General features: G+C 71.4%; 15 protein-coding genes. 8 read left to right on the top strand and 7 right to left on the bottom strand.

The window, feature by feature from the left end:
• Nucleotide 1 precedes the first annotated feature (1 nt).
• From BGP73_RS11860 to BGP73_RS11830, 7 genes are all read right to left on the bottom strand, one after another.
• Nucleotides 2–334 carry a plasmid stabilization protein gene (locus BGP73_RS11860; RefSeq protein WP_069814249.1) on the bottom strand — a complete coding sequence of 111 codons (333 nt, stop codon included), beginning with the start codon at nucleotides 332–334 and terminating at the stop codon, nucleotides 2–4.
• Nucleotides 335–523: 189 nt separating this feature from the next.
• Nucleotides 524–940, bottom strand: coding sequence for a CBS domain-containing protein (locus tag BGP73_RS11855; protein WP_069814248.1), 417 nt, complete (start codon nucleotides 938–940; stop codon nucleotides 524–526).
• 167 nt (nucleotides 941–1,107) lie between these two features.
• Nucleotides 1,108–2,103: an L-glyceraldehyde 3-phosphate reductase gene (gene mgrA / locus BGP73_RS11850; protein ID WP_079127469.1), complete on the bottom strand. Its 996-nt coding sequence runs from the start codon at nucleotides 2,101–2,103 to the stop codon at nucleotides 1,108–1,110.
• A gap of 294 nt (nucleotides 2,104–2,397) precedes the next feature.
• On the bottom strand, nucleotides 2,398–3,195 hold the full coding sequence (locus BGP73_RS11845; RefSeq protein ID WP_244501168.1) for an AfsR/SARP family transcriptional regulator: 798 nt from the start codon (nucleotides 3,193–3,195) through the stop codon (nucleotides 2,398–2,400).
• 830 nt (nucleotides 3,196–4,025) lie between these two features.
• Nucleotides 4,026–5,372: an MFS transporter gene (locus BGP73_RS11840; protein ID WP_069814247.1), complete on the bottom strand. Its 1,347-nt coding sequence runs from the start codon at nucleotides 5,370–5,372 to the stop codon at nucleotides 4,026–4,028.
• Complete coding sequence (locus BGP73_RS11835; protein WP_069814246.1) at nucleotides 5,372–7,108, bottom strand: dihydroxy-acid dehydratase; 1,737 nt, start codon at nucleotides 7,106–7,108, stop codon at nucleotides 5,372–5,374. The genes BGP73_RS11840 and BGP73_RS11835 overlap by 1 nt, the downstream gene beginning before the upstream one ends.
• Before the next feature lie 61 nt (nucleotides 7,109–7,169).
• A complete protein-coding gene (locus BGP73_RS11830) occupies nucleotides 7,170–8,546 on the bottom strand; it encodes an FAD-dependent oxidoreductase (protein WP_079127452.1) in 1,377 nt (458 codons plus the stop codon).
• Nucleotides 8,547–8,618: 72 nt separating this feature from the next.
• Between BGP73_RS11830 and BGP73_RS11825 the strand changes: the two genes are divergently transcribed.
• The 8 genes from BGP73_RS11825 to BGP73_RS11790 all read left to right on the top strand — a co-directional run bounded on the left by BGP73_RS11825 (nucleotide 8,619) and on the right by BGP73_RS11790 (nucleotide 16,340).
• Nucleotides 8,619–9,284 carry a GntR family transcriptional regulator gene (locus tag BGP73_RS11825; protein ID WP_079127451.1) on the top strand — a complete coding sequence of 222 codons (666 nt, stop codon included), beginning with the start codon at nucleotides 8,619–8,621 and terminating at the stop codon, nucleotides 9,282–9,284.
• 272 nt (nucleotides 9,285–9,556) lie between these two features.
• Entirely contained in the window at nucleotides 9,557–10,906 is a 1,350-nt protein-coding gene (locus BGP73_RS11820; protein WP_069814245.1) for an NDP-hexose 2,3-dehydratase family protein, read from the top strand.
• Nucleotides 10,903–11,865 (top strand): Gfo/Idh/MocA family protein, encoded by a 963-nt coding sequence (locus BGP73_RS11815; protein ID WP_306303453.1) that lies wholly within the window; start codon nucleotides 10,903–10,905, stop codon nucleotides 11,863–11,865. The genes BGP73_RS11820 and BGP73_RS11815 overlap by 4 nt, the downstream gene beginning before the upstream one ends.
• Nucleotides 11,866–11,867: 2 nt before the next feature.
• A complete protein-coding gene (gene rfbH / locus BGP73_RS11810; RefSeq protein ID WP_069814244.1) occupies nucleotides 11,868–13,181 on the top strand; it encodes a lipopolysaccharide biosynthesis protein RfbH in 1,314 nt (437 codons plus the stop codon).
• On the top strand, nucleotides 13,178–13,636 hold the full coding sequence (locus BGP73_RS11805) for a nuclear transport factor 2 family protein (RefSeq protein ID WP_069814243.1): 459 nt from the start codon (nucleotides 13,178–13,180) through the stop codon (nucleotides 13,634–13,636). The genes rfbH and BGP73_RS11805 overlap by 4 nt, the downstream gene beginning before the upstream one ends.
• Nucleotides 13,633–14,553, top strand: a complete 921-nt coding sequence (locus BGP73_RS11800) for an MBL fold metallo-hydrolase (protein ID WP_212732803.1) — start codon at nucleotides 13,633–13,635, stop codon at nucleotides 14,551–14,553. Before BGP73_RS11805 ends, BGP73_RS11800 begins: the two co-directional genes overlap by 4 nt.
• Nucleotides 14,554–14,702: 149 nt before the next feature.
• Nucleotides 14,703–15,836: an acyl-CoA dehydrogenase family protein gene (locus tag BGP73_RS11795; RefSeq protein WP_069814242.1), complete on the top strand. Its 1,134-nt coding sequence runs from the start codon at nucleotides 14,703–14,705 to the stop codon at nucleotides 15,834–15,836.
• Nucleotides 15,837–15,881: 45 nt separating this feature from the next.
• Nucleotides 15,882–16,340, top strand: coding sequence for a nuclear transport factor 2 family protein (locus BGP73_RS11790; protein ID WP_069814241.1), 459 nt, complete (start codon nucleotides 15,882–15,884; stop codon nucleotides 16,338–16,340).
• Nucleotides 16,341–16,342: the final 2 nt, after the last annotated feature.

Below are 16,342 nucleotides of genomic sequence, written 5' to 3'. Positions count from 1 at the left end.
GTCAGCGACCCAGCGCCTTCTCCAGATCCCGCTTGTTCATCGACGAACGCCCCTTCACACCGCGCTGCTTCGCCTCGTTGTACAACTGCTCCCGGGTCGGCCCGCCGCTGGGGCCGAGACGCTTCCCGGACCGGCGCCCGCCCCGATGCGGAGCCGACTCGGTCTTGACGGAGGTCCGGCTCGCCTGCTCCGACTCGCCGGCGCGAGCCCGCTGCTTGTTGACCGTGCGGGAGGCGAGCTCCTTCGCCCGGCCGGAGGAGGCGCCGCGTTCCTCCGCTCCCTCCTTGATGTGTTCGTACTGCCGCTCACGCTTGCGGTTCGATCCTGCGGGCATGACCGTTCTCCTTCCGGCTCGCTGCGGTGGTGTGCTGCGCTCGGTCCGGGTCCCCGGCCCGTCCCCCTGGCCGTTCCGGCGACCGCCGGTCCCGAACCGCCGGCCGCGGGCCGCACCGACCGGTGGGGCCCGCGGCCGGGCGGACGAGTGGCTGACCGGCCGGTGTGTGTTCCGGCCGCGGACAGCGGGTCACTCCTCGGAGATGACCTCGAGCAGCTCCCCGACGTCGGGGTTCGGAAGCGCCCTGGCCACATCCGCCTGGGCGACCATGCCGACCAGTTCGTGGCCGTCGATCACCGGCAGCCGGCGCACCTTGTGCTCGGCCATGGTGGCCATGATCTCCTCGACGCCGTCGTCGGCGCCGATGGTGACCGCTTCCGACTGACGCAGGTCGCCGGCCTTCACCTGGGAGGGATCCTGTGCTCTGCCGAGCACCTTCACCACGATGTCGCGGTCGGTGAGCATGCCCTTGAGCTTGTTGTCCGTGCCGCAGATCGGCATCGCGCCCACGCCCAGCCGGGTCATGCTCTCCGCCGCCTTCAGTACGGTCTCCTCGGCACCGATGCACTCGGCCCCGGGGCTCATGATGTCTCGAGCGGAAGTCATCCGTTCCTCCCTGGATCCGCCGTGACCCGACCGGTTCGGTCGCCTCCGGCCGGTGGTGCCTCCGGGGTACCCGCCCACCCGTCCTTGATGCAGTCTCCCGTCGAACTCCGGGACTGCCTGGCTCCGCCACCGGGGGAGGCGGTGGCCCGAGACCGCCGGCAAGCGCCTCAGGAACCGGTGGCGTACCGCTCGATCTCCGCCAGCTCCGCGGCGGAGAAGTCGAGGTTCTCCACCGCGGCCACGTTGTCCTCCAGCTGCCGGACGCTGCTGGCCCCGACGAGCGCCGAAGTGACCCGGTCGCCGCGGAGGATCCAGGCGATCGCCATCTGGGCCAGCGTCTGGCCGCGCCGCCGAGCGATGCCGTCGAGCGCCCGGACCTTCGCCAGTGTCTCCGCGGTGATGCCCTCCGGGGTGAGGAACGGGCTGCTGCCCGCTGCCCGGGAGCCCGCCGGGACACCGGAGAGGTACCGGTCGGTGAGCAGTCCCTGGGCCAGTGGGGAGAAGGCTATGGAGCCTGCCCCGACCTCCTCCAGGGTCTCCAGCAGACCTTCCTCGACCCAGCGGTTGAACATCGAGTACGAGGGTTGGTGGATCAGCAGCGGGGTGCCCAGCTCGGAGAGGATCCGGGCCGCCTGCCGGGTCTGCTCCGGGGAGTAGTTGGAGACCCCCACGTAGAGCGCCTTGCCCTGGCGCACCGCGGAGTGCAGCGCGCCCATCGTCTCCTCCAGCGGGGTCTCGGGGTCGGGGCGGTGCGAGTAGAAGACGTCGACGTACTCCAGCCGCAGGCGGCGCAGGCTCTGGTCCAGGCTGGCCAGCAGGTTCTTACGGGAACCCCACTCACCGTACGGGCCGGGCCACATACGGTGCCCGGCTTTGGAGGAGACCACGATCTCGTCCCGGTAGGGGCGGAAGTCCGCTGCGAAGAGGCGGCCGAAGTTCTCCTCCGCGGCGCCGGGCGGCGGGCCGTAGTTGTTGGCGAGGTCGAAGTGCGTCACCCCCAGGTCGAAGGCGCGCCGCAGGATCGCCCGCTGGTCCGCCAGCGGTTTCTCGTCCCCGAAGTTGTGCCACAGCCCGAGTGACACGGCGGGGAGGCGGAGGCCACTGCGGCCCACCCGGCGGTAGGGCATGGCGGCATAGCGGTTCTCGGCGGCGAGATGGGTCACGTTGCTCCTCGGGATCGGTTCTGCGGGGCCGGGGCGCGGGCCCGCGCACTCGGTGCTGTCCCGGGCGCCGCCGTCCGAGTTCCTTCCGGCCCCGTGCGGTTCGGCGCCCACGGGCCGCCGTTCTCGGTGCGCGGGTATCCTCCACGCTCGGCCGGGGAGCCGCAAGGCGATGGCGGGTGCCGGACGGGGTGGGAACACCGCGGTCCCCCGACCCGGCACCCACGAGGCTCCCCGGGCGCGGCTGATCCCCGTCGGCCGGGAGGTGGACGGAACGCCCGGGGCCCGGGCGGTGGGTCAGACGTAGGCGCGGTGGCTGCTCCGGGAGGAGAGCGGCGAACCGAGCACCCGGCGTTGGAGCTGCTGGATCTCGGGCGAGGGCTCCATGCCCAGTTCGTCGGCGAGGATCCCCCTGAGATCCTGGTACGCCTGGAGGGCTTCGGCACGGCGGCCGGAGAGGCTGAGCACGTCCATCAGCTGGCCGTGGAACCATTCGTTGTACGGGTACTCCCGTACCAGGGAGCGGAGTTCGGGGACGAGTTCGCGGTGCCGCCCCAGTCGCTTCTCCGCTTCGATGCTGAGCTCCGCGGCGCGGATGCGGATTTCGCTGAGATAGGTGATCTGTGCCGAGAGTACGGGCCCGACGGCGATGTTGGCGAGGGTCGGTCCGCGCCACATGCCGAGGGCCTCGCGTAAGAGCTTCGCCGCGACCTCCGCTTCCTCCTCCTCCTGGAGACTGCGTCTTCCCTGCCGGACCATCTGCTCGAAGACGAGCACATCCAGTTCGTGGTCCTCCACCCGGATCATGTAACCGGGGGCCCGGGTCACCAGCCGAGGCTCACCGGGGGCTTCCATACCGCTCTCGGCGAAGAGTTTCCTGGCGTGGTAGACGTAGGTCTGGAGCGTGGTGAGCGCGCTCCGCGGCGGCTCCTCACCCCACAGCTCCTGGATGAAGGACTCCACCGACACCATTTCGTTGGGCCGGGTGAGCACGAGAGCCAGGACCTGGCACACCTTGGGCGTGTGCGGTGTGCAGCATTTCCCTTCGTCGTTGACGATTTCGAACGGGCCCAGCAAATTGAACCGCAAGGTCAACACCCCTGTTCCGCCGAGAAACGCATCCGGTATTCACGTCGCGCTGCACTTCCGGGGCACCCTGCGCGGACCCACCGGAATCGGGATGGGCGGGTCCGTCTCTCGGTGCCGCCGCCCCGGGACCGGAGGGTCCTGAGGTTGGCATGATGGTGGAAACCCAAGAGGGATCAGTGGTTCTGATCAACCGCGGAGGAGACGGCGGGCTGGACGAGTCCTCGTCAAGGGGGCAGTCCCGCGCTCGCGGTGTCCACCCAGCCACCCCCGTCGGTACCGTCGCTGTCCACTCTGGGGGGAGACGATACGAAACAGATCCCACCGCCTGTCAATAAGGAATGGAAGGGCCGGTTTCCGTTTCGTGGACCCTGCGCGACCAGGTCGAGTCGGTCTCGAGCGCCGCTTGAGAAGGCGCCTGGTCCGCTCTGGCCTGGGGGCCTCGACGGTCCGGCAGGATTTCGGCGGTGTGCGAATGGCCGAGGGAACTCGTTCGGCGCGATGAGCGCGGCAGCTTCCTGCAGACGCCGACTGAAACCGCGCAGGTCCGTTCCCGTCTCTCGAATCGCTCTTACGGCGACTCGTGGTGTTTGTCGATCGCTGGTGGCGGGGTGCGGACCAGCGGACAGTCGCTGAGCTCTCCCTCCGCAACTGGGTGCTGCTGGGAGGCAGACGGAGGACGGCTCGGGCGGGGGTCGCGACGCGGCTGGTCGAGCACCGCGTTCCGCTGAGCGCCCGGGCAACGGGATTCCGGCCGACGGCCGTCCCTTCACGCCGTCGTGCGACTTCTCGAGACGTGAAGGAACGGCCGTGTCGTATGCGCCGGGGACCAGGAGGCCTCAGCGGCTCGGGCGACCGGTGAGGCTGGCGTCGGGCGCCGCCGCCGAATCGGTTTCCTCGGCTTCGTCGAGGCTGCGGTTCACGGTTTCGGGCCCCATGGCGAGCGCGACCAGGGTGATCACGGAGAGGAGCCCCATGTAGGCCACGATCGGCCACCAGTGGTCGACCCATGCGTAGAGCGCGGTGGCGATGAACGGGGACAGTCCTCCGGCGATCACCGATCCGATCTCCCGGGAGAAGGCGAACCCGGTCAGTCGGAACTCGGTGTCGAAGAGTTCCGCGTACCAGGCGGCCTGAGGGGCGAGCATCGCCGGATAGGCCAGGCCGAGTCCCACGATGAAGGCTCCGATGACCGCCGCTGTACTGCCGGTGCCGACCAGGAGGAAGAAGGGCACCAGCCACAACAGCGAGACCGCCGCGCCCGCGGCGTAGACCGGACGCCGCCCCCAGCGGTCCGAGAGCCAGCCGTACAGCGGCACGGTCCCCAACTGCACGGCCGACGCAACCATCACCGCTGTGAGTCCGAGCGATTTGCCCAGGTCAAGGGTGGTGGAGACATAGGCGACACCGAAGACGGGGAGCAGGTAGGCGAAGCCGTTCTCGCCCATGCGCGTGGCGATCACGATGAAGAAGCTGCGGGGGTGCCTGCGCAGGGCTGCGAACAGCGGCACCGGATTCTCCGCCTGCTGCTTCTTGATCTCCTGGAAGGCCTCGGGCTCCTCGACGCGCCGCCGGACCAGGTATCCGAAGGCCACGCAGACGGCACCCAGGAGGAACGGGATGCGCCAGCCCCAGGACTCGAAGGCGGCGTCGGGCATCAGCATGAAGAGGGCGAAGACGCCGTTGGCCAGCAGTGTCCCCACGGCGAACCCCAGGGGTGCGGCGGATCCCGCGAGGCCGCGGCGCTTCGGGTCGGAGTGCTCCACGGAGAGGACGACCGCGCCGGCGTACTCGCCACCGGCCCCGAAGCCCTGGACCAGCCTCAGCACCACGAGCAGCACCGGGGCGAGCGGGCCGATCGTCTCGTAGGTGGGCAGGAGGCCGATCAGAGTGGTGGCTCCGCCCATCAGGACCAGGGTCAGGACCAGCACCTTCTTGCGCCCCAACCGGTCACCGAGCCGGCCGAGTACGAGGCCGCCGATGGGGCGGGCCGCGAATCCCACGGCGTAGGTGGCGAAGGCCGCCAGGGTGCCCATGAGCGGGTCGCCCGAGGGGAAGAAGAGAGTGTTGAGGACGATGGCCGCAGCCGTGCCGTAGATGATGAAGTCGTACCACTCCAGTACGGTGCCGGCAAAGGCGGCTACGGCGGCGCGTCTTGCCTGCGGGGTCCTGCCGACTTCGGGCATCACTGGCCCTCCTTTCCGTGTGGTGCGGGGCGGCGCAGCACGGCGCCTTCCTGCACCGGTCCGACGAGGGCCGCGTACTGGCCGAGCCAGCCGCGTTCCTCCTCCGGTCGGCCTGCCGTCACCGGAGTCCCGCTGCGGAGCGGCTCGACGTCGATGAGCCGTGCGTCCAGATCGATCCGGACGGTGTCGCCGGGGCGTACTCCGGCGAGCGGACCGCCGTCCGCCGCCTCCGGCATGACCTGGCCGACCACCAGGCCGTGGTTGAGGCCGGAGAGCTCGCCGTCGGTGACGACGGCCACTCGGCCACCGAGTCGCGCGCCGTTGAGGGCCGCGACGAAGCTGGCGGCGAAGACCGTGCCCGGGCCGCCGCGGGGCCCCATGCCACGCAGGACGATCACGTCTCCGGGCTCGATGGAGTTCTCACCGAGTGCGGCGATCGCGTCGTCCTCCGAGGCGTAGACCTTGGCGGCGCCGGTGAACTGCCGGGCTGCTTCGCCGGCACCGGCGACTTTGACGATCGCGCCGTCGGGAGCGAGGCTGCCGCGCAGGATGAGGAGTCCGGGCTCGTCGCGGACCGGGTCGTCGAGCCGGCGGAGGATGTCGCCGTCGGCTTCGGCGGCCCGCTGGGCGAGGTGCCCGAGGGTGTGGCCCGACACCGTGAGCGCGTCCTGGTGGAGCCGGGGCAGCAGGGTGCGCAGTACCGTCTGGACGCCGCCGATCCGGTCCAGGTCCCAGACCTGGTGCGGACCGTTGGGGCGGATGGCTGCGAGCTGCACGGCGCTGCGGCCCTTCTCCTCGAAGGCCGCCACGACATCCAGGTCGAGGTCCGCCTCGTTGGCCACCGCCGCGAGGTGGCGGACGCAGTTGACTGATCCGCCCAACGCGAGGGCGACCTCGATGGCGTTCTCGATCGCCTCCTGGGTGAGGACGCGGCGAGCCGTCAGGCCTTCCGCCACCATCTCGACGATCCGGGACCCCGCCTCGGCCGCACGGGCCCGCATGGGCTCCGAGTCAGCCCGGGTGGGTGCCGAGCCGGGCACCGTCATACCGAGACTTTCGGCGAGGACGTGCATGGTGTTGGCCGTGGCCAGACCGGCGCAGACCCCCGGCCCCTTGATCGCCGAGTCGGCGAGGTCGCCGAGTTCCCCGGTGCTCATCTGGCCGGACTTCACGGCCCCGACCGACTCGTAGACGGTGTCGATGTCCACGGAGCAGCCCGCGTAGCGGCCGCCCTGCTGGTAGCCGCCGATCACCAGGACGGAGGGGATGTCGAGGCGGGCGGAGGCCATGAGGTGGGCCGGGGTCGTCTTGTCGCAGGAGGAGAGGCAGACCATGCCGTCCAGCACGGCTCCCTCGACCGCCGCCTCGATGTCGTTGACGATCAGGTCGCGGGTCGGCATCAGGTAGCGGGCTTTGCGGCCGGCGCTGGTGACGAAGTCACTCGGCGCCACCGTCCGGATCTCCAGCGGAAGCCCGCCGGCCTCCCAGATCGCCTCCGAGACGACGTCGACGATGCTGTCGAGGTGGGCGAAGCACACGGAGAGCTTGGAGGAGGTGTTGACCACCGCGATCTTCGGACGGCCCTGATCCTCCACCGAGTGGCCCAGGGCGGTCCACTGCGCCCGACGCACCGCCCAGCGGGTGCTTCCGGGGGTGAACTCGCTGCGCAGCCGACCCGGGGTGCCCCGGTCCTCATCGGGCAGCGGTGGCCGGGGAGGCTTCTTCTTGCCGGTCATGGGATGCATTTCTCCTTGCCTTGCGATGACACTGCCGGGCGGGCCGGCGCCCGGTGCGCGCTCACAGCGCACTCCCGGCGGCACGCATCCGTTCGCGGACCGCTGCTCCCTCGATGTCCCGGTAGCGGTCCCCGGTCTCCAGGGACATCAGGGTGGCCGTCGCCGCCGCGTGGCCGTACTCGAAGCACTGCGCGGTGACCCGGGCGGATGCCAGGGCCTCGTGCTCGGCGCTCAGGCAGCGGCCCGCGACGATGAGGTTCTCGCCGATCCGCGGCACGAGGGTGTGGTAGGGGACCTCGTAGTAGTCGTCGTAGAGCCAGTGGAGCTTGGGGCGGTCGCCGCTGTGCAGTTCGATCGGCCATGCGGAGCGCACCACCCCGTCGGGCCGCTTCCGGCAGGCGACGACATCGGTGTTGCGGAGTGTCTCCACCCCCAGGATGCTCCTTGTCTGCCGGATGCCGGCTTCGACGCCCGTGTCCGCGACGTGGGCGTCAGCACAGCCGGGCACGTGCTCCTGCAGGAAGCGTGCGTAGGCGCGCACCTGCTGCCGCCCGTATATCTCGGCCTCGGTGAAGTCCTCGGGGTCGATGACGTTCAGCATCCGCCCGTCCCGGCCGGTGAGGCGGGTGGCGTTCACGAGGAGCTCGCCGTGCCGGGGGGTGCGGAAGATCCAGATCTTGGACCGCGGCAGCTCGGCACCCTCACTCCGCGCTCGTTCGATGGCCGCCGACACCTCGGGGGGACAGATCGTGTCCTGCCCGTAGAACTGCTGGTAGGCGTCGGTGTCGACGTTCGCCATGCGGAAGAACATGGTGGGGTTCTGGATCTCGCCGTTCTCTCCGAAAACGGTTCCGCCACCGAGACGCGCGACGACCGCGGCGTCTCCGGAGGCGTCGATCACACGGCGGGCCCGGACCACCGACCGTCCGGCGTTCGAAGCGACCACGACGCCGCACAGCTCGTCGGCATCGGTCACGGGAGCGATGACGTTGGTGTGGTACAGGACACGCACGCCCGACCGCTCCAGCAGCCGGTCGGCCGTCTCCCGCCACACCAGGGGGTCGTGCGCCACCGTCCAGGTGCTGCCGTAGAGCTGCGGCGCGGTGAGCCCGCCGTGCGCGCTCAGTTCGCCGCGGAACCGTTCGGTGAATCCGTACACCAGTTGTTCCGGCGCGCGGCGCTGGTCCTCGGCGGACAGGTAGAGGCCGCAGATGGTGCCAGAGAGTCCCGCGACGGCCGCACCGCCGGAGAACCCGTACTTCTCGATGATGACGACGCTGAGGCCGCCTTCGGCGGCGACCGTGGCGGCCGCGACGCCCGCGGCTCCGGATCCCACCACCACGACGTCGGCTTCGCAGAGGACCGGGAGCGCGTCGACGTCGAGGTCGCTCGTGTCCAGGCGCCAGCGAGGAAACTCCTCGCCCGATGTGTGAGTCATATATCGGTTGTACATGGCTAGGATGTCGGTTGTCCATGCCCGAGCCCCGCACACCCGCTAGGAGAGAGCTGCGTGCAGTCCCGGCCGAACAAGGCAGATCAGGCATACCGCCTGCTGGAAGACATGATCACGTTCCAGGACCTGGCCCCCGGGCAGCTCCTGTCGGAGGCGATGCTCATGGAGCTGACCGGACTGGGGCGCACCCCGGTCCGGGAGGCGCTACAGCGCCTGTCACGGGAGCGAATGGTCGAGATCCTGCCGCACCGCGGCGTCTTCGTGGCCACCACGAGCATCGAGGAGCACTTCCGCCTGCTGGAGCTGCGGCGGACCCTGGAAGACCTCGCGGTGCGCCTGGCGACCTTCCGGGCCGAGACCCGGCAGAAGGAGGCCATGGTCGAACTGAGCGGAAGGCTGGACGCCTTCCGGGGGGACGACGTCCGCGCCTTCGGCACGCTGCTGAAGCAGGCCCACGACCTCGTCACCAGCGCGGCACACAACGACTACCTGCAGTTGGCCATGACCCCGCTCCAGGTGCTGTCCCGGCGCTTCTGGTTCGCGCACCTGCCCGACCCCGCCGAACACCTCCCACGGGCGGCCAGGACGCACGCGGCGATCCTCCGGGGCATAGCACACGGAGACGGCGACCAGGCCCAGGCGGCCTCCCGGCAGCTCAACGACTACCTGATCGACGTCACCTACCAGGCCCTGGGCGCGCCCGCCCCGGCAGACGGGGAGTAGCGCCGGCGCGCTCCGTCGCCGGCGACTGGGGAGCGGCGGCCGGGCGGCCGTCTCCGTCGGCTCGCTCCGGACCCGGCCAGCCGTTCGCCGCGTGGGCCAGCGTGAGCGAGCCGGTCCTGCGACCGGCCCCGCCGGCCCCTGGTATGCGCCCGGCCCGGGCTCGAGCAGCACTTGAGCGGGGCTCAGAGCAGCTGGGCGACGCTGGCTCCGACCGCACCGTCGCCACCGTGCCCGCCGACCCGGCGGGCCGGGCCGAACCATCGGAGCCTGTCATGTTCCGCCGGACATCGGACTTCCACAGCTGGTTCTCCGAACAGGGAGACAGCCACTCCTTCGAGGTGACACCCACGCCGCTGGACCGGCTGGAGGGCTGGGATCTGGACCGGGCGGACGGCGCTCTGCGGCACCGCAGCGGACGGTTCTTCTCCGTCGGCGGCCTGCGGGTGGCCGTGGACCACCCGGAGCCGGCCGCCTGGAGCCAGCCGATCATCGACCAGCCCGAGTCCGGGATCCTCGGTCTCCTGCTCCGCAGGTTCGGCGGCGTCCCGCACCTGCTGCTGCAGGCCAAGATGGAACCCGGCAACATCAACACCCTCCAGCTCTCACCCACGGTGCAGGCCACCCGGAGCAACTACACCGGCGTCCACCGGGGCCGGGCGGTGCCCTACCTGGAGTACTTCCTGGCACCTCGCCGGGGCAGGGTCCTCTTCGACGCGCTCCAGTCCGAGCAGGGCTCGTGGTTCCTGCACAAGCGCAACCGGAACCTGATCGTGGAGGTCGACGGGGAGGTTCCGCTCCGCGATGGTTTCTGCTGGTTGGACCTGGCCCGGATCGGCGAGCTGCTGAGGGCCGAGAACCTGGTCAACATGGACACCAGGACGGTTCTCTCCGGCCTTCCCAGAGCGCTCGCGGAGCAGGCCGCCCCCTCCGAAGGCGGCTCCTTCCGGGAGTCGGTCACCGCCTCCGCCCGCCGCGGGGCACGGGCGCTCCACGACCGGCCCGCCCTGCTGAGCTGGCTGACCGAGGCCCGGGCGGAACGACGGCTGGAGCGGTCCAGGATCCCGCTGTCCCAGCTGGACGACTGGATCGTGGACCACGAGCGGATCAGCCACCGGAGCGGCAGGTACTTCTCGGTGATCGGCGTGGACGTGCGGGCCGGCAACCGGGAGGTCACCAGCTGGTCGCAACCGATGCTCGCCCCCAGCAGCCGAGGGCTGATCGCCTTCCTGACCAAGAAGATCAGGGGCACCCTCCACCTGCTGCTCAGAGCCCGCACCCAGGCCGGCACCCGGGACGTCGTGGAGATCGGCCCCACCGTCCAGTGTGCGCCCGCCAACCACACCGGGCCGGAGGGCGAGGGCGCGCCGGCGCTCCTCAAGGAGGTGCTGTCCGCTCCTCCTTCGCGGATCCGGTTGGACGTCGTCCACTCGGAGGAGGGCGGCCGGTTCTACCACGCGGAGAACCGCTATCTGGTGGTCGAGGCCGCGGCCGACTTCCCGGCGGAGGTGCCCGGCGACTTCCTCTGGGCCACCGTCGACCAGTTCCTGGACCTGGTGGAGCTCGGCAACCACGTCAACGTGGAGGCCAGGAACCTCCTCGCCGGACTGAGGCTGGCCTCGTGATCCGCCTGGGCCTGCTCGGCTGCGCCGAGATCGCACGGCGCCGTGTGCTCCCCGCGGTCTCCCGCACCGCCGGCATCACCATCCGCGCCGTTGCGGCCAGGGACCCGGCGATCGCGCGATCGGTGGCCGCCGCCTGGGGGGCGCAAGCGGTCGAGGACTACCGGGCGTTGCTGGCCCGCCCCGACATAGACGCCGTCTACCTGCCGCTGCCGGCCGCGCTCCACGGCCGCTGGATCCGCGCGGCCCTCCTCGCCGGCAAGCACGTGCTCGCCGAGAAGCCGCTGACCACCAGCTTGGAGGAGACCGAGGAACTGGTCTCCCTGGCCCGCTCCTCGGGGCTGGTCCTCCAGGAGAACTACATGTTCCTCCAGCACGGCCAACACCGCGCGGTGCGCCGGCTGCTGGCCGACGGTGCCGTCGGCCAGCCGCGCTCACTGTCGGCCGCCTTCACCATCCCGCCCCGGCCGCCCGGGGACATCCGGTACCGAGCCGACCTGGGCGGCGGCGCGCTGTTCGACGTGGGCGGGTATCCGGTGCGGGCCGCCCAGCTCCTGCTGGGAGCGCCGCTCGAAGTCGTCGGCGCCGCCCTGCGCCACGACCGGGCGCTCGGCGTGGACATCGGCGGCAGCGTGCTGCTGTCCGGGCCCGGTGGAGTCACCGCCCAACTGGTCTTCGGGATGGACCACTTCTACACCTCCCGCTACGAGGTGCTGGGGAGTTCCGGGCGGCTCCGGCTGGACCACGCCTTCACGCCCCCGGCCGACCACGCCCCAACCGTGCGGCTGACGCGAGCGGACGGCGCCGAGGAGCTCGCCCTGGAGCCGGAGGACCAGTGCGCGGGCGCCGTCGCGGCGTTCGCGGCAGCCGTCCGGGAACGGGCCCGGCCCGACGAGGCGATCGTCCGGCAGGCCGCACTCATCGACGAGATCCGCCGGTCCGCCGGTCCGCAGAGGAGGTAGAGATGCACGAGGCGAAAGCCCGCATCCTGGAGCAGGTACGGGAGTACCACGGCTCCGGGACGAAGGAGTTCGTGCCGGGCCAGACCGGTGTCTGGCCCTCCGGGGCGGTCTTCGACGAGCACGACCGGGCCGCCCTGGTCGAAGCGGCGCTGGAGATGCGCGTCGCGGCCGGGGTCAGTACCCGGAGGTTCGAGCGCGAGTTCGCCCGGACGCTGCGGCTGCGCAAGGCGCACCTGACCAACTCGGGCTCGTCGGCGAACCTGCTGGCCGTCAGCTCCCTCACCTCCCACCTGCTGGAGGACCACCGGCTGGTGCCCGGCGACGAGGTGATCACCGTCGCGGCCGGTTTCCCGACCACCGTCAACCCCATCCTCCAGAACGGGCTCGTACCGGTCTTCGTCGATGTCGAACTGGGCACCTACAACACCACGCCCGAGCGGGTGGCCGAGGCCATCGGGCCGCGGACCAGGGCGATCGTGATCGCCCACTCGCTGGGCAACCCCTTCCAGGCCGAGGAGATGGCCCGGCTCGCCGAGGAGCACGGACTCTTCCTCATCGAGGACAACTGCGACGCCGTCGGCTCGCTCTACCGGGGGCGGCCGACCGGGTCCTTCGGAGACCTGGCGACCGTCAGCTTCTACCCGGCGCACCACATCGCGATGGGCGAGGGCGGCTGTGTCCTCACCGACAACCTGGTCCTCGCCCGGATCGTGGAGTCACTGCGGGACTGGGGGCGGGACTGCTGGTGCGAGCCCGGTGAGGACAACCGCTGCTTCAAGCGGTTCGACTACCAACTGGGCGACCTGCCGCACGGCTACGACCACAAGTACATCTTCTCGCACGTCGGCTACAACCTGAAGAGCACCGATCTGCAGGCCGCGCTGGGGCTCAGCCAACTCCGCCGCCTCAAGGAGTTCGGGGCGGCCCGCCGCCGGAACTGGCGCCGCATCCGGGAGGCGCTGGACGGCGTCCCGGGCCTGATCCTCCCGGAGGCCACCCCGGACAGCGACCCGAGCTGGTTCGGGTTCTGCCTCACCGTCCGCCCCGACGCGCCCTTCACCCGTCAGGAGCTCGTGGCCTTCCTGGAGGGGCGGAAGATCGGCACCCGGCGCTTCTTCGCCGGCAACCTCACCCGGCACCCGGCCTACCTCGGCCGGCCGCACCGGATCAGCGGCACGCTCAGCAACAGCGACCTGATCGCCGAGCACACCTTCTGGGTGGGCGTCTACCCGGGGCTCACCGAGGACATGACCGACTACCTGGCCGGATCCATACGCGAGTTCGCGCTCGACAGCGCTGGAAGGCGGAACCGATGACCCCACCGACCACCACCGCGCAGGGCTTCGCCTCCGCACGGCTCTACACCGAGGTCCAGCAGTTCTACGCCCGGCAGATGAACCTGCTGGACGGCGACGCCCCCGATCCCGAGGGGTGGGCGGCCACCTTCACCGAGGACGCCGTCTTCGACTCCAACCTCCAGGAGGAGCCCGACACCGGGCGCGCGGCGATCCTGCGGTCCGTACGCGAGGGGATCGGACACATCTACGGTGGCGGCCCCCTCGACTTCCGGCACTGGTTCGGCATGATCGACGTCCGGCCGCAGTCCGACGGGAGCCTGCGCACCCGGTACTACGCGCTGGCGATGGCCACTCCCAAGGGCGGCTCACTGAACATCCGCGGCAGCGTGCTCTGCCGCGACCGACTCGTCCGGCAGGACGGCGGCTGGCTGGTGCGGCGCCGGGAGCTCACGGCCGACGGCGCGCCCCGGTGAGCGGTGCCGCCGGCCTGCCGGACCCCGAGTTCCAGGAGGTCGCGGACGGCGTCTTCGCCTTCGTCCAGCCGGACGGCGGGTGGTGCCTGAACAACGCCGGGCTCCTGGTCTCGGACGGCCAGGCCGCGCTCATCGACACCGCGGCGACCGAAAACCGCGCCCGGCTGCTGGGCGCCGCCGTCCGATCGGTCACCGAGACCGTGCCGCGCACCGTGGTCAACACCCACTTCCACGGTGACCACAGCTTCGGCAACTTCGTCTTCGCCGAGGACGCGGTCATCGTCGCCCACGAGGCCTGCCGAAACGAGATGGCCGTGGCCGGGCTGGGACTCCAGGGGCTGTGGCCCGAGGTCGAGTGGGGCGAGGTCACGATCGCCCTGCCCTCCCTGACCTACCGTACCGAGCTGACCCTGCACGTCGGGGAGTTGACCGCCCGGCTCAGCCACCCGGGGCCGGCACACACCGTGACCGACACCGTGGTCTGGATACCGGAGCGGTCCGTGCTCTTCACCGGCGACATCGTGATGAACGGGACGACGCCCTTCTGCCTGATGGGTTCCGTCAGCGGCTCCCTCCGTACCATCGAACGACTGCGCTCCTACGGTGCCCGCACCGTGGTGACCGGCCACGGCCCGGTCGCCGGACCGGAGGTTTTCGACACCACCGAGGCGTACCTGCGGTGGCTGCGCCGACTGGCGGCCGACGGAGTGCGCGCCGGGCTGAGCCCGCTGGAGCTGGCCCGGGAGGCCGACCTCGGGGAGTTCGCCGGACTCCTCGACTCCGAGCGACTGGTAGCCAACCTCCACCGGGCGTACGCCGAGGAGCGGGGTGCGCCGCCCGGGGCGGAACTGGACGTCGCCGGAATCTTCGCCGAGATGGTCGAGCACCACGGGGCGCTGCCCCTGTGCCGGGCCTGACCCGGGTCCCCGCACCCGGCGGGCCCGGGGCGGCCGACCGACCGGCGGAAGGGTTCGAGTACCGCTCCAGCAGGTTCCGAGAGACCGCTCACAAGCTGGGAACGCCGCCCCCCGCGGCGCCCGCCCAACCAGTCCAGGAGGTGGACCACATGTCGGGCCCCGGCTCCGATTCCCCCGGTCTGCGGTCGGCAGCCCGCTCGGTCGCCGCGGTCGCCGCGCGCCGCGCGGCCGCGGCGGACACCGACCGGATCCTGCACCGAGAGGTGGTCGACGCCCTGCTGGACGCCGGCTTCGCGCGCCACTTCGTACCGGTGGACCACGGGGGGCACGCGGGCGGCTGTGCGGAGCTGCTCCAGGCCGTCGCCCTGGTCGGCGAGGGCTGCACCTCCGCGGCCTGGTGTGCCTCGGTGCTCGCCGGGGCGTCCCGGATGGGCGCCTACCTGCCCGAAGCCGGCCAGCGGGAGCTGTGGTCCAAGGGCCAGGACACCAAGGTCGTCGGGGCCCTGATGCCCGGGGGCAGGGCGACCCCCGAACCGGGCGGCGGCTGGCGGCTCTCCGGTGAGTGGGACTTCACCAGCGCCGTCGACTTCTCCGACTGGGCGCTGGTCTGCGCACTGGTACCAGCGGGCGGGCACCGGGAGCCGTGGTTCTTCGCGGTGCCCCGCCAGGAGTACCGGGTGGCGGACACCTGGTTCAACGTCGGCATGCGCGGCACCGGCAGCAACACCCTCCTCATCGACGCCGCCCGGATCCCCGAGCACCGCGGCTTCGCGCGCCGCGAGATGCTCGCCGGGCGCAGTGTCGGTTCCCGGGCACGCTGCCACAGGGCGCCGCTGCGACTGCTGAGCGGCTTGCTCTTCGCGGCCCCGGCGCTGGGTGCCGCCCGGGCGGCGCTGAACGCCTGGGCGGCGCGACCGGCCGGCCGCGACCCGGCCGAGGGCGGCTCGCGCGTCCAGCCGACCGCCGCCCGGGCGGCCAGCCGGATAGACGCCGCCGGGCTGCTGCTGGAACGTGCCGCGCGCGTGGCCGACGCGGAGCGGCAGACCCCACCGGAGGCGCTCCGCAACCCGGCGGACTGCGCCCTCGCCGTGGAACAGCTGGTCGAGGTGGTCGAGGAACTCTTCCGGTCGGTCGGCAGCAGGGGCCAGTTGGAGACCCACCGCCTGCAGCGCATCTGGCGGGACGTGCACTGCCTGGCGAGCCATGTGGCGCTCCGCCACGACACCGCCGCCAGCCCCTACGGAGGACACCTGCTGGAGTCCGCCCAATCCCCGCACCCGTAGTGACAACGGCCGTGACATCGGCCCCTCCACAGGAAGGCAGTCCGGATGAGCACCGAGACGACCGGCCGCGCCGCGCTTCCCGGAACGTACGTCCCCGCGGAGCTGTACAGCCAGGTCCAGCAGTTCTACGCACGCCAGATGGGTCTGATCGACGACGGCCGGGCCGAGGAGTGGGCGGCGACCTTCACCGAGGACGCCGTCTTCGAGGAGCCGAGCCGACTCGACCCGCTGCGCGGCCGGGACGCCATCCGGGTCTCCTGCCGCGCCCGCGCCGACCGGCTGGAGGCGGAGAACACCGACTTCCGCCACTGGCTGGGGATGCTCGACGTGCGGCCGCAGGACGACGGAAGCCTCCGCACCCGGGCCTACGCGCTGGCGATGCGCATCCCCCGCGGCGGTGCCCTGGACATCTTCGCCAGCGTGGTCTGCGAGGACCACCTGGTGCCGAGCGACGGCGGCTGGGCGGTCCGGCACCGCCACCTCCAGCACGACGGAGCGGAGTGAGC

It is taken from the genome of Streptomyces sp. TP-A0874, from assembly GCF_001748085.1.
Lineage (GTDB): Bacteria > Actinomycetota > Actinomycetes > Streptomycetales > Streptomycetaceae > Streptomyces.
This window is presented reverse-complemented; position numbering and strand designations above follow the sequence as displayed.

Bases quoted from the DNA above. Each gene is read 5' to 3' on its own strand.
- BGP73_RS11830 (WP_079127452.1), bottom strand. From the start codon at position 8,546: ATGACTCACACATCGGGCGAGGAGTTTCCTCGCTGGCGCCTGGACACG.
- BGP73_RS11840 (WP_069814247.1), bottom strand. From the start codon at position 5,372: ATGCCCGAAGTCGGCAGGACCCCGCAGGCAAGACGCGCCGCCGTAGCC.
- BGP73_RS11860 (WP_069814249.1), bottom strand. From the start codon at position 334: ATGCCCGCAGGATCGAACCGCAAGCGTGAGCGGCAGTACGAACACATC.
- BGP73_RS11855 (WP_069814248.1), bottom strand. From the start codon at position 940: ATGACTTCCGCTCGAGACATCATGAGCCCCGGGGCCGAGTGCATCGGT.
- BGP73_RS11795 (WP_069814242.1), top strand. From the start codon at position 14,703: ATGTCGGGCCCCGGCTCCGATTCCCCCGGTCTGCGGTCGGCAGCCCGC.
- BGP73_RS11805 (WP_069814243.1), top strand. From the start codon at position 13,178: ATGACCCCACCGACCACCACCGCGCAGGGCTTCGCCTCCGCACGGCTC.
- BGP73_RS11790 (WP_069814241.1), top strand. From the start codon at position 15,882: ATGAGCACCGAGACGACCGGCCGCGCCGCGCTTCCCGGAACGTACGTC.
- rfbH (WP_069814244.1), top strand. From the start codon at position 11,868: ATGCACGAGGCGAAAGCCCGCATCCTGGAGCAGGTACGGGAGTACCAC.
- BGP73_RS11820 (WP_069814245.1), top strand. From the start codon at position 9,557: ATGTTCCGCCGGACATCGGACTTCCACAGCTGGTTCTCCGAACAGGGA.
- BGP73_RS11835 (WP_069814246.1), bottom strand. From the start codon at position 7,108: ATGACCGGCAAGAAGAAGCCTCCCCGGCCACCGCTGCCCGATGAGGAC.